Raw genomic sequence first — 13,574 nt, 5'->3', positions numbered from 1 at the left:
AATTGATTAATTAAGAAAAAATCATGTTAAAAAGATTTATTGAACGGCCGGTATTATCGACTGTAATATCCATACTCATCGTAATTTTAGGGATTTTAGGACTCTCTAATTTACCACGAGAACAGTTTCCTGAGATTGCACCTCCAACGGTTCAAATCACAGCATCTTATCCCGGAGCCAATGCTGAGACCTTACTAAAAAGTGTTGTTGTTCCTATCGAAGAAGCCGTAAATGGTGTGGAAAATATGACTTATATGTCATCAACATCCAGTAATGATGGATCGGCAACTATAAGTGTTTATTTTGAATTGGGAACGAATCCTGATATTGCGGCTGTAAATGTTCAAAACAGAGTTGCAACTGTTAATAGTAAGTTGCCACAGCAGGTTATTCAATCCGGGGTAACGACTAAGAAAGTTCAGAATAGTGTTTTAATGTTCTTCTCTTTATTGTCGAAGAATGAAGATTTTGACGCCACGTTTGTAGAGAATTATGCACGTATTAACCTGATCCCTATGGTTAAAAGGATTAAGGGTGTTGGAGATGCAAATGTGTTCGGTTCGCGCGATTACTCGATGAGAATTTGGCTGAAGCCAGATAAAATGGCGGCTTATGGCTTAACACCTCAAGATATTGTTGCTGCTTTGAATGAACAAAATCTGGAAGCTTCGCCAGGTAAATTTGGCGAAAACTCCCGTCAATCTTTTGAGTACGTTATCCGTTATAAAGGAAAATTATCAACAGAGGGTGAGTACGAAAACATCATATTAAGATCGGAAGGAAACTCAGATTTTTTAAGATTAAAAGATGTTGCACGAATTGAATTGGGAGCTTTTAATTACGGAACCAAGAATATTACGAATGGTTACCCATCATCAGCTATTGCGGTTTATCAAACATCAGGCTCCAATGCACAGGAAATTATAAAAGAAATAGAACGCACCTTAAAAGAAGCAAAAAAAGATTTTCCCAAGGGAATTGACTATGTGATTCCATTTAATACCAATGATTTTCTTGATGCATCAATTAGCAAGGTGTTAACAACCTTATTTGAAGCATTCTTATTGGTATTTCTTGTTGTATTCTTATTCTTACAAGATTTCAGGTCAACATTAATTCCGGCAATAGCTGTACCTGTCGCTATTATTGGTACTTTTTTCTTTTTGAATTTGTTTGGCTTTTCAATTAATATGCTTACTCTGTTTGCATTAGTTCTGGCCATTGGAATTGTAGTAGATGATGCCATTGTGGTGGTTGAGGCTGTTCATGCCAAATTGGATAATGGAGCTAAGAGCGCTAAAAAAGCAACCCTATCTGCAATGAACGAAATTACGGGTGCCATTATTTCCATTACTTTGGTTATGTCTGCTGTATTTATTCCGGTTTCATTTTTGAAAGGTCCCACAGGTGCTTTTTACCAGCAATTTGCTATTACATTAGCTGTAGCTATTGTTATTTCGGCGATAAATGCCCTAACCTTAAGTCCGGCATTGTGTGCCTTATTATTAAAACCACACGATCCGAGTGCAGAGCATAAAAAGGGCATAGTCAATCGTTTTTATACTTCATTTAATACCGGTTTTGATGTTGTTACAGAACGTTACACCAATTCGGTTCGTTTTCTGGTACGTAAAAAATGGTTGTCGGGAGTTATTCTGGTTGTGTTTATTGCCTTGGCAGGATGGTTTTTTAAAACAACTCCTACCGGATTTATTCCTAATGAGGATCAGGGGATTATATTTTGTGATATTACTTTACCAGCTGGAAGTACCTTGGACAGAACAAGTGAAGTAACGGGTAAGGTAGAAGCTATAATCAGTAAAATTGATGTGGTTAAGGAAAAGATGTTCGTTGTTGGTTTTAGTTTGATGAGTGGCACTAACGGAGGATCAAAAGCTTTTGCCGTGATTAAATTAAAAGACTGGAAAGAACGTAAAGAAGATCATCAAAAGGTGAATGCTATTGTTGGACAGTTGTTTGGAATGACGGCAGGAATTAACGAAGCCCGAATTTTATTCTTTACACCTCCTACGGTAAGAGGTTTTGGTAACTCAGATGGTTTTGAGATGCGCTTGCAAGATAAATCAAATGGTTCTTTTGATAATTTGATGGCTCAAAGCCGCCAATTCCTTGGCGCTTTAAACCAACGCCCGGAGATAAAGTATGCGATGACCTCGTTCAACACAGGTTTCCCTCAGTACGAGATGGAAGTTAATGTTGAGAAAGTAAAGGAAGCAGGCATATCAGTAAATGGTTTATTTGCGACACTTCAGGGGTATTATGGTAGTTGGTATGCTGCTGATTTTAACCGATTTGGGAAACAATATCGTGTGATGATTCAGGCAGCACCGGAAGATAGAGAGACTATAGAGTCGATGAATAATGTGTTTATTCGAAATGCAAAAAACGAATTGGTATCAGTAAGTCAGTTTGTAAATATGAAAAAGGTGAATGGTCCTGATGTGGTGAATCGATTCAACTTATTCAATTCGGCAACTATCAATGGTAATGTGAATCCTGGTTATAGTACTGGTGATGCAATTAAAGCTATTGAAGAAGTTGCTGCAGAAGTTCTTCCGTCAAATTACGGGTATGAATTTTCAGCTATGACTCGTGAAGAACAGAAAGCAGGAAATCAGGCAATCATTGTCTTTATTTTAAGTTTGATCTTTGTTTATTTCCTATTGGCTGCTCAATATGAATCTTATATTCTGCCATTCTCAATCATCCTGTCTTTACCAATTGGAATATTTGGAGCTATATTTTTCGTGAAGCTGATTGGCCTTGAGAATAATATTTATTTCCAGGTGGCACTAATTATGTTGATTGGTTTGTTAGCTAAGAATGCTATTTTGATTGTTGAGTTTGCTCTTCAGCGTCGAAGACAAGGTATGGAGTTATTACAAGCTGCTGTCGAAGGAGCTAAGGCCAGATTAAGACCAATTTTGATGACCTCTTTTGCTTTTATATTAGGACTTGTACCCTTAATGATTGCAAACGGTGCGGGTGCTGTTGGTAATCGATCAATTGGTACGGGAGCTGTTGGTGGAATGTTAATTGGAACTGTCTTTGGTGTATTTGTTATCCCGGTTTTCTTTGTGGTTTTTCAAATCGTTCAAGAAAAAATTAGTGGAGCACCAAAACCAGAAGAAAATGAATTGCAAACAGCAGAATAAATAGATCGAAATAATGAAAAAAAGATATATAATCATTAGTCTGGTATTAACAGCATTCAGTCTTCAATCGTGTTTTGTTGCCAGAAAATATCAACAACCTGAAATCGAAATTGTCGACCAATATCGTAACATTACAACAAACGATTCGACAACTTTAGCCAATATGCCTTGGGAAGAATTGTTTACCGATTCTAACTTGCAGACATTAATCCATAAAGCTTTAGACAAGAACTTGGATTTATTAATGGCCGTTGAGCGTGTAAATGCAGCTGAGGCCTACTTTAAGCAAGGAAAGATGGGACAGTTGCCAAGTTTAAATCTAAGTGCCAACGGAGGAACTTATGAAACATCAGATAATAGCTCTGCCGCGATAGCTGCAGGAGGAAAAGGTTCAAGTTTCGAGAACTTCCAATTGAATGGTAATATTTCGTGGGAGGCTGATATTTGGGGTAAAATAAGAAGTAGTAGAAGAGCTGCACAAGCTGCTTACTTACAATCTGAAGCTTCCAGAAGAGCAGTTGAAAGTACTTTGGTAGCCAATATGGCTTCGGCTTATTATCAATTATTAGCACTGGATGCTCAGGTTGAAGTCGCTCAAAGAACGGTAACCAATCGTAAGGAAAGTCTTGAGACAATGAAAAGTCTGAAAGAGGCAGGTCAGGTAACTGAAGCAGCTGTTAAGCAAACAGAAGCACAACTTTATAGTACACAAATTTTGCTGTTAGATTTAGAGCAGAATGTAAAGCTTTTAGAGAATACAATTTCTTTGATTTTGGGACAAAATGCTGGAACTATTGTTCGTTCAAAACTAGATGAGCAAAACATTCAGGTAGCATTACAAACTGGTTTTCCAGCACAATTATTAAGAAATCGACCAGATGTAATGGTTGCAGAATACGGCTTAATGAATGCTTTTGAGCTAACAAATGTTGCTCGAAGTAACTTCTACCCTAGCCTTAGCATTAGTGCTAGTGCTGGTTTGGAAAGCATCAATTTCGATGATTGGTTCAGCACTTCTTCTTTGTTTAGTAACGTAATTGGGAATTTGGCTCAACCACTTTTTAACAAACGAAGCATCCGCACAAAATACGAAGTAGCCAAAGCACAACAAGCCGAAGCACGCTACAACTTCCAAAAAGCCATGCTACAAGCAGGCAAAGAAGTTTCTGATGCTTTGTACAGCTATGAGTCGGAGCAGAAGAAATACAAAATCCAGAAAATGGAATTGGAAGCTTTAACCAAAGCAGTTGAATATTCAGAAGAATTACTGAACAACGGCTACCAAAACACAACTTATCTCGAAGTATTAACAGCTCGTAGTAATGCGCTCTCTTCGGAGATCAATACAATTGATACAAAATTCCAACAATTAAATGCTTTGGTAGAATTATATCTATCCTTAGGTGGCGGTTGGAATCGCAATTAATTTATAATTTTTATAGTGGGTTAGATTTGGCCGGCTTACACCTGTAGGATGGTCTTGAAGGTGGTGCTTCAATTTAGTAATCCGGTCAAATCTATTTTATTGATTTAGCATATCAGTAACAAGCAGCATGATTGCCTAATAGGTGAACATGCTGCTTTTTTGTTCTAGCTAACAAGGCTTACATAAAAAAAATAAAAGGCACATCAAAACAATAATAACCCTAAACACAATTTATTAAAAAATAATCGACTTTGACACTCTTAAAACATTTTGATTTTTTTTGTTAAAATCATACTTATAGATTTTTCCTATTATGGAATATATATTTTCAATTGAGAATATTCTCATTTGGAGATTATAATGTATAACTTTATCTAATCAGAAATGGATAAACAAATTAATAAATAGGAGGTCAAATTATGGGATGCGACACAGGTTTAAAACCCAGAAAAAAAGTGCAAGAAGAAAAAACAGAAAATGGTAATCAATTAGTAAAAGAGGAAAAAACTATGAGTTCAACAATGGTAAGACAAGAAATGCCAAAATTTACAATGGATGCTTATGATGCAGCAACAGGTCATTTCACAACAGTATCGAGCGATGATTACAAAGGAAAATGGGCAGTAGTATGCTTCTACCCTGCTGATTTCACTTTTGTTTGCCCAACCGAAATTGCTGCAATGAATGCTAAATATGATGAATTTCAAGCCTTAAATACTGAAATTCTTGCTGTATCAGTTGATACTAAATTTTCGCACAAAAGATTTGTTGAAACAGAACCAATCCTTAAAGGTTTAAAATTGACTATGGGTGCTGATGGAAATCAAGAAGTAAGCCGTGCATTTGGTGTGCTTATAGAAGAAGAAGGTGTAGCCTTGCGTGGTAGATTTTTATTTAATCCTGATGGAATTTGTGTAGCACAGGAAGTGCAAGCTGATTCAGTAGGAAGAAATGTAAATGAATTCCTCCGTCAGGTACAAGCTTGGCAACATGCAACTAAAACTGGAGAAGTATGTCCTGCTGGATGGAGACCAGGAAAGAAAACACTTCCCGTTAATACTGATACAGAAAAAATGACTGGACGCGTTGGAGATTACATTACAATTGAAGAAATTCTCAACTAAGAATTAAGCAATACCAAAAAGCCACTTTTGGGTAGCTTTTTGGTATTGCATCTTAGATCATCAGTCGCTTCTATACGACTTTAAATTTTATTTATTAGTTAGTACCCAAAGTTCAACCTCTTCGGAAGCACGCCAATGTTGATCTCGTTTTGTTTTATCAGAAGCAGCTTTCACTGTTTTCTTTAAACATCTTTCCAATTGGAACCTTCCACCTTCGGACAGTTCCTTCTCTATTGGATGATTTTTTGTCACATTGGTTATTTGGGCTAAATTTGAGAAGATAATTACAAGTTTACCTTCTGGCAATAGCCTTTTCTTTGCTTCTGCAAAAAAGTCAGGAAATAGATTTTCCTTGTAATAAATAGCTTCATCAATACTATCCATCATAGAAGATGCTGGTAACCAAGGCGGATTAAAGACAATCAATTCAGTCTGTTTTTCCCAAATTCCAAAAAGATGTCCAAAGTCTAATTCTATTTTTCTAGACAACTTTGTTTCTCCCATAAACTCCTTTAATCCAACAATTGCATTCGGATTTGTATCGGTACCAAAAACCTTCTGAAAGCCATGTGCTACCATCTGAAAAGAAAGAACACCACTTCCAATCCCAACATCTATTGCAGACTTTTTAGGTCCTTCGTAACGTTTTAACCAATTATCAAAAAGTTTCAAATGATCAAAACGAGTAGGAAAATAGGTACCATAGTAAGGATGCAATTTATTTCGCAATGCAGGAATCGAGATCCCATTTTGATACCACTGCCACGAACTATTTAATCCTTGAACCTGAGGAAAGGACAATAAAAAATCACTAATTTCTGGATATAGCTTCTCTAACCAACCGATATTAGGCGATTTTCGCACGGCCAATTTATGATTTACAACTTCTATTAAAATAAGGTTTGACAGTTTACGGTATTCCGATCTGTACTCGCGTTGTTCTTGAAATGACTTGTTGGGCAACTTACTTTTAAGATGCATTTGCAACTCCTTAAGTAATGTTAATCCATTGCTGTAAAAAGAGGTTATTAATATTGGTTTGCCTGCTACTAAGGTATTAATCGCAAGCTCAATATCTGTAGAGCGATTAAACCTTGCTATTTCTTTTCCAGGCTCAATAGGCTCTGGTCTGTGTATTTTAATATCTGTAGTCATCGCTTAGTTGTGCTTTTACATAAATTGCAAAGATACTTTTTAAATACTCATTACTGAGATATTGTCAAAGTATTATCTTCCAATGGATCCAACAAAATAGATGGTGTTTCTATTCCCAACTGCACTTTAAGCAACACACTCTACTATTTTCAAATATCTTTTCTTAGAACTTCTTTCAGCAATTGAGAAAAGATACCTACTTTCGCGCTCTATTAAGAAGCGCACTACTACACAAAAGAAATTGTGCGAAAAAGAATCGAATGATAATATTAAACTACTTTTGACTCATTATTTTAATATATACCAAAGAGTATGACAAAATTATCATCAAAACCATCAGCAGAAGCGAAAGCGCTTTCTCTTTTTTTAATGGCTTATAAAACGATAGACCCAATCTACAAAGAGAAATCTAAACGTATTAATAGAAAATGGGATTTAGTGTTAAAAGATGAATTAACCAGAGCTGAGTATAATGAAGAGGTGCTTGAAATGTTAGCATCCTATGGCGGTTATTCAGAAGTTGTAGAGAAAACCGTTAAGTTTTATATCGAAAAAACTGGCGAGTGGACATTAAAAGGTAATGACAAATATTGCCAAGATGCTAAGAAAATTGCTGATGAAATCTTAAAGAAGTAAATTCTCTATTACCAAGATTCAAAACAGATTTCGTCATGTATATTTTTTATTAATGAGACACATGATTATTTCTATACCTATCAGAAAATACTAGAGTTTTAAACTCATTTTCATATAAAAGCCACCTGATAGGTGGCTTTTCTTATCTTTCCTAGCCCACAGCAATTTATCTGTTACTGATTTCTTAAGCATTGATTTTTTAGTCAAACTAATTTACATCCATTTCTCGTCGGATGTTTCAACATGATAAAGAAGATAGTTCATCAATTTACTTGCCATATCTTCTGGGATGTATGGGATATCTATTTGTCCTGATGCATTGTTTACCCTTAAGGAAGCTAATCCTCTTCTTTTTTGAAAAAACGATTGTCTAAAATCGACCGATTGTGTTTTAAATGCTGCGGCCTGTTGCCACACCGTATTTATCGCTCCTTTGCCAACGATCAATTGAGATTTATTAAATTGAAAATAGCTTTTCCTAACCATCATCCAACAGTAAAATCCAGATAAAACTAACCATGCTCCTCCGGCAATTAACCAAAGTGGCTCAAAAATATATAATGGAATTGGGATTATAGCAGGAAGTAATCCTCTTACGAACCATAACAAATTGAAATATCTGCGATGTGAATAAATCTTTTCGCTACAATCAGGCAAATCACCCTTAAACAATTCATCTCTAACACTTTCAATGTGTTGTTCAAGACAACCAGGAGCATCAACCACTTGTTTTTGCTGTACTTGTTTACTAACTGCCTGTTTAAAGCTGATTTTAAAGATACCAAACATCTTTTTTATAGGTCCGGTTTCCCAGTTGAGCTGCTGTACCTTATTGAATGGAAGCAAAACCTTACGTTTATTAAATAAACCAGAAGTAATGCGGTAACTTTTTTGATACTTGACAAGTTTAAAATCGTAATATTTTATCACAGTAATTACGAGTGTTGCGAAAATCGACACAACTAAAGCGAAAATTGCTAATCCAGTATAAAACAAGATACCTGAGTTAGACATTATGTTTTGAAAGGTATCTGAATACGCATCGGTTTCTACCTTAAATAAATCTTGAATTTGATCTACTATTTGAGAACCGAAAGCTAAAATAATTAATCCTGTCCTCAGGTGGTTTTGACTTATTCCTACTCGCAATAAATCGGAAGGGCTTAATTTTATAATTTCAACTTCTTCATTGGTGTTGCTAATTGATTCCGACTTTTCTTCATTTGCATTTTCCTTATGAGATTGCAAGAATTGAGTTAAATGATCGGTATAGGAACCACTTAAGGAATAAATTTTCAATTCCTTTCCTGCCGACCCTGCCGTATCCACTTCAAGCGAATATACATTTAAAAGTTGTTGTAAAAGGTTCTGCTTTGTATTGACACTTTGTATGCGTTCCAGTGGTATCGAAAGAACTTTTTTTCGAATATATCCTTTCTTAATAATAAATTGATTGTCATCAATATAAAAGTAGAAATTCAGGTAATAAAGAATGGCATGAACAAGTATTAATAGGATAACAATCCCTATTGCCATAGGAATCGTTATTGATGCTGGCAATAGCTTCTTCTGAGCAAAAATAAGGATGAAAACAGGCCAAAATGCTCGCAATATTTTTTGAACTTCAAAAACGAAAATCACCAAAAATCCTCGCAACTCCTGTCGAGTTGGTTTTGTTAAATCTGGCTTATTCATGCTTGCTTACTTTTGATAAAAGAAATGATTCTATTTGGTGAGCTTTATCTGGCAAAAGGCCAGGAATCGAAAGGTCGCTAACACTGCCTCCAGCTGTAAATACTTTTACTCTCGACAAACCAAAACTTTTCTCTATAATGTTCTGACTAACTTCTACATGTTGTATTCGATTAAACGGAATGGTAGTAAGTTTGTAAATCAGTAGTCCGCTACGGTAACTTATGTCTTGTTCTCGAAGTAAATATCCTTTTTTAGGAAAAGCGAGAATCACGAAGACTAGTTTCAAAACAAATAATACTACAAAAATAAAAGGGACACCTATTATTACTTTGATTGGAATGTCTCCCGATGAAAAATTAACAAATAGAAAAAAACCAACCAAAGCTAATATCAATACTATTGCAGAGCTTATTTGTTTTACAAGTTTATACTTAGGTTCCAAATCTTCAAACTCTTGAACTTCTATTGGTGCGAGTAGATCTGGTAATACAACTTGATTTGAGAATTCTTCGTTTACTAGCATATCTGTTGGATGATTAGAATATATTTTTGAGATGGTATTTTATAACAACTTTCGGTTCGCCATTCGTCAAACACATTTATTTCATTTGCTTCCCTTACTGTAATATCTAAAATATCACCCTTGGGTCAAGTAAAATTAGTTAAATATTAACCATGCCCAACATCCACAGATGGCTTTTCTCATCTCACCTGGCCCATCAGCGGTTTTTTCACCCCTGACGGCGCTTTAGAACACCAACTGCACCAAAATTGTTTCGCATTACACTTAAACAAACCGCCGTATGGTCCCGAAAGCTTTCGAGATCGACCACATAAGGGGTATCGTCTTCCCCAGCACACTTCAAGAATCACAAATATCTTTCTTATAATTTCTTGCAACATGTGGGAAAGATGGCTATTTTCAAAATGTATAAAATAATATTTTTGAAACGATGGCTTGGCACAACATTATTACGAGCAATCTGGATAGGATAAGAAGAGTTTTTAATACATTTATTGGACTATAAAAAGGATCAGAGAAAATACTTTACTTTAAATATTTTTGCTTTATGAAGAAAGTAATGAATTATTTCCTGCAAGGCTTGCTATATACCGCACCCTTTGGAATTACAGCATACATAATCTATGTGGTTTTCAATTTCACAAACAATTTATTGGATGATTACCTAGAAAAGGTCATTAACATTGACATTCCTGGATTAGGGCTCGTTGTCATTTTTTTCATTCTGGTATTAATTGGAATCATTGGCAGAAGCATAATTGCCCAACCATTCAAAATCTTATTTAAACGGTTAATTGAAAAAGCTCCTTTATTAAAACTAATCTATTCAGCATTAAATGATCTTTTCTCAGCATTTGTAGGAAAGGAAAGAAAATTTAACAAACCAGTACTTGTATTGGTAAATCCAATCTCTAATCTGGAAAAATTGGGGTTCCTAACGGCAGAAGATTTAAGCAAAATAGATGAGAAAGATAAGGTTGCGGTATATTTCCCTCATTCTTATAATTTCTCAGGAGAATTGTTCATTGTTCCTAAAACCCAAGTCAGACTACTCGATATAAATCCAGCAGTTGCCATGAAGTTTATTGTATCTGGTGGTATTTCTGATATCTATGAAACACACGAAACAAGTGAAAGCGACAATTAGAAATTTGTCAATTAAAAAAATATTGCTTTTACAGTGTTACTTGTATGTAATTTGAAAACCTATGAAAGATTTACAAATAAAAATCAACCCAGAGGTTAAAGTAGTTTTTGACAATTACCCTGATTCGGTTCGGGATAAAATGTTTGCCTTGAGAGAATTGGTGCTTGAGACAGCTAGGGAAATAGATGGAATAACAAACATCGAAGAAACACTAAAATGGGGAGAGCCTAGTTATTTGACGAAAAGTGGAAGTACAATCAGAATAGATTGGAAGTCAAAAACACCTGACCAATTCGCAATGTACTTCAAATGCACAAGTCGATTGGTTGAGGTTTTTAAAATGATATTTAATAAGCGTTTTGACTTTGAAGGCAACAGAGCAATCGTGTTTCATCTGAGCGACAAAATTCCCATTGAAGATTTAAAACACTGTATAAAAGCAGCCTTAACCTATCACAAGGTAAAGCATTTGCCAACTTTGGGAATGTGATTTAAAAACTGCATACTACAAGGAACAAAAACGCATTCTACACTAAATATTGACATTAAAATCAAGAGAAGAAGAATCAGATGAAAAATAAAGAATTGATACAGAATTGGGTTAAGCTATTTAATGATGGAAATGCAGAATTGATTGCCGAAATGTATTCAGATGATGCAATTAATCATCAGGTAGCAAATGAAGCAATTGAAGGCAAGACAGCTATCAAACAAATGTTTGAGAAAGAATTCTCCGAAGCTGATATGACCTGTATCATAGAAAATATATTCGAAGATGGCCAATGGGGAATTTTAGAATGGAAAGATCCGTTAGGCTTAAGAGGTTGCGGTTTTTTCCAGATAAAAGAGGGAAAGATTGTATTTCAAAGAGGGTATTGGGACAAACTATCCTTTTTAAAAATGCATAATTTACCAATTGAATAAAAACGCAAGAACAAGTAACCAAATGCCTCGCAACGTTTAAATCTGTTCCTAATAGCAATGCTATTTTTTCTTGGAACAAGTAAGGAGAATGACTATTTTTATTTACCAACGGCCAATGCCCAGCATACACTAACGTTCAACATATTAAAAAGCATGATCAACATTCTTCTTTCTCATATTTTGACTAAAACAGAGCTATCCTCCGAAGAATTAAAGACGATAAGTGACAGTTTTATAGAAATTCCGGTCAAAAAAAGAGAGTTTCTTCTTAAGCCAGGTAAGGTTTCGCAGTATGAGTACTTTATTGCAAAAGGTTGTATTCGCTCTTTTGTTATTGACGAAAAAGGAAATGAACACAACAATAGATTTGGCATAGAGGAATCGTGGATTGGCGATATCCTAAGCTATTATAATCAAACTCCTGCCTCGTATCATATCCAAGCATTAGAAGACTCCGTTGTATTCGCAATAAAGCTCGATCAGATGAATCTACTTATGGATACCATGCCTGCATTTGAACATTATTCACGAATAAAATTCCAATACGGTGTGCTGTCGCTCCAATTGCGATTGACTGAAAAATTATCCTTATCAGCTGAGAAGCGATTTTTGGAATTTATTAAGAGATATCCACACCTTGAACAAAGAATTCCACAAAAACACATTGCAAGCTATTTGGGTATTACTCCTGAATTCCTAAGCCTTTTGCGTAAAAAAACATTCAATAAATAAATCCTTAAAAGCTGTTAAAAAATGTTTTTACAACAGTTTCTTAATCTACATTAACTTTTATCGATTCATTTCTTCCCAGCTTTGTTTTAACATTAAAATTATAAATGATGAAGAAAATAATAGCATTTGCTGGAAGCAACAGTTCAAACTCAATCAATCAACAATTGGTAAACTATATAGCAACTTTAACAGATCAAGTTGAGCTAATAAAACTTACCGATTACGATGCACCAATCTACAATATCGATCTTGAAACACAGGATGGAATTCCGGATAGTATAAATAAGCTTGCCGAGAAATTAGCAGAAGCAGATCAACTAATTATCTCTGTAGCGGAACACAACGGAAACCTAAGTGCATTCTTTAAAAATATTTTAGACTGGTTATCCCGTAAGGACAATCAATTTCTAAAAAACAAAGACATTTTCTTGTTTAGTACTTCTCCAGGAAAAACTGGAGCTGCATCTGCCCTAAAAATAACAGAAACTACCTTACCATTCTTTGGAGCTACAATTAATTCGGCTACTAGCATTGGAAGCTTCTTTGATGTTTTTAAGGATGGTAAAATAATTGAGGAAGAAATAATTAAAGAAATAAAACAAGTTTTAAACAATCGCAAAACAAATTGATAACATGAAAAAGAATAACGACACGGCACTACTGATTCTTCGAATCACAATTGGATTATTAATGCTATTGCATGGCTTTGGTAAATTGACAGGAGGCCTAGACTTTATAAAAGGAATGTTAAGCGAAATGGGAATTCCTGCCTTTGTTGCATATGGGGTTATAGTAGGTGAGGTAATTGCGCCTATAGCCATTATTGTTGGTTTTAGAACTCGCATTGCTTCTGCTATTTTTGCAATCAACGCTTTGGTTGCCATTTTAATGGTTCATAGCAGCGACATTTTCAAAATGGGAGAACATGGCGGCTGGGCCATTGAATTATTAGGTTTGTACCTTTTTGGAGCAATCGCCTTAGCTTTTTCAGGCAGTGGCAAATACGCCCTTTCGAATTCGAATAAATGGGATTAAT

At 35.2% G+C, this 13,574-nt stretch carries 13 protein-coding genes; 10 read left to right on the top strand and 3 right to left on the bottom strand.

What is annotated here, in order from left to right; genetic code table 11:
* Positions 1-23: 23 nt before the first annotated feature.
* From L3049_RS01005 to L3049_RS00995, 3 genes are all read left to right on the top strand, one after another.
* On the top strand, positions 24-3,176 hold the full coding sequence (locus L3049_RS01005; protein WP_275107909.1) for an efflux RND transporter permease subunit: 3,153 nt from the start codon (positions 24-26) through the stop codon (positions 3,174-3,176).
* A gap of 13 nt (positions 3,177-3,189) precedes the next feature.
* The gene (locus L3049_RS01000) at positions 3,190-4,602 is read left to right on the top strand and encodes an efflux transporter outer membrane subunit (protein WP_275107908.1); all 1,413 of its coding nucleotides are present in this window, start codon (positions 3,190-3,192) and stop codon (positions 4,600-4,602) included.
* A gap of 455 nt (positions 4,603-5,057) precedes the next feature.
* Positions 5,058-5,726, top strand: a complete 669-nt coding sequence (locus L3049_RS00995; RefSeq protein WP_275107907.1) for a peroxiredoxin — start codon at positions 5,058-5,060, stop codon at positions 5,724-5,726.
* An 87-nt stretch (positions 5,727-5,813) separates the two neighbouring features.
* Here L3049_RS00995 and L3049_RS00990 read toward each other — a convergent pair whose 3' ends face one another.
* Positions 5,814-6,881, bottom strand: a complete 1,068-nt coding sequence (locus tag L3049_RS00990) for a methyltransferase (RefSeq protein WP_275107906.1) — start codon at positions 6,879-6,881, stop codon at positions 5,814-5,816.
* Between the two features lie 312 nt (positions 6,882-7,193).
* Between L3049_RS00990 and L3049_RS00985 the strand changes: the two genes are divergently transcribed.
* On the top strand, positions 7,194-7,517 hold the full coding sequence (locus tag L3049_RS00985; protein WP_275107905.1) for a hypothetical protein: 324 nt from the start codon (positions 7,194-7,196) through the stop codon (positions 7,515-7,517).
* Positions 7,518-7,730: 213 nt separating this feature from the next.
* On the opposite strand, the gene L3049_RS00980 is transcribed toward L3049_RS00985, so the two are convergent.
* Positions 7,731-9,212: a PH domain-containing protein gene (locus tag L3049_RS00980; protein WP_275107904.1), complete on the bottom strand. Its 1,482-nt coding sequence runs from the start codon at positions 9,210-9,212 to the stop codon at positions 7,731-7,733.
* The gene (locus L3049_RS00975; RefSeq protein ID WP_275107903.1) at positions 9,205-9,735 is read right to left on the bottom strand and encodes a PH domain-containing protein; all 531 of its coding nucleotides are present in this window, start codon (positions 9,733-9,735) and stop codon (positions 9,205-9,207) included. The genes L3049_RS00980 and L3049_RS00975 overlap by 8 nt, the downstream gene beginning before the upstream one ends.
* A gap of 547 nt (positions 9,736-10,282) precedes the next feature.
* On the opposite strand from L3049_RS00975, the gene L3049_RS00970 reads away from it, so the two are divergent.
* From L3049_RS00970 to L3049_RS00945, 6 genes are all read left to right on the top strand, one after another.
* A complete protein-coding gene (locus L3049_RS00970; RefSeq protein WP_275107902.1) occupies positions 10,283-10,882 on the top strand; it encodes a DUF502 domain-containing protein in 600 nt (199 codons plus the stop codon).
* Positions 10,883-10,943: 61 nt separating this feature from the next.
* A complete protein-coding gene (locus L3049_RS00965) occupies positions 10,944-11,372 on the top strand; it encodes a DUF1801 domain-containing protein (RefSeq protein WP_275107901.1) in 429 nt (142 codons plus the stop codon).
* 80 nt (positions 11,373-11,452) lie between these two features.
* On the top strand, positions 11,453-11,806 hold the full coding sequence (locus L3049_RS00960) for a nuclear transport factor 2 family protein (RefSeq protein WP_275107900.1): 354 nt from the start codon (positions 11,453-11,455) through the stop codon (positions 11,804-11,806).
* 57 nt (positions 11,807-11,863) lie between these two features.
* Entirely contained in the window at positions 11,864-12,538 is a 675-nt protein-coding gene (locus L3049_RS00955) for a Crp/Fnr family transcriptional regulator (RefSeq protein ID WP_275107899.1), read from the top strand.
* Between the two features lie 107 nt (positions 12,539-12,645).
* Positions 12,646-13,167: an NADPH-dependent FMN reductase gene (locus tag L3049_RS00950; RefSeq protein WP_275107898.1), complete on the top strand. Its 522-nt coding sequence runs from the start codon at positions 12,646-12,648 to the stop codon at positions 13,165-13,167.
* A 4-nt stretch (positions 13,168-13,171) separates the two neighbouring features.
* Complete coding sequence (locus L3049_RS00945) at positions 13,172-13,573, top strand: DoxX family protein (protein ID WP_275107897.1); 402 nt, start codon at positions 13,172-13,174, stop codon at positions 13,571-13,573.
* Position 13,574: the final 1 nt, after the last annotated feature.

It is taken from the genome of Labilibaculum sp. DW002 (genome assembly GCF_029029525.1).
Classification (GTDB): Bacteria; Bacteroidota; Bacteroidia; order Bacteroidales; family Marinifilaceae; genus Paralabilibaculum; species Paralabilibaculum antarcticum.
The sequence above is the reverse complement of the archived record's forward strand: the minus strand, read 5'-3'. Positions and strand labels throughout refer to the sequence as shown.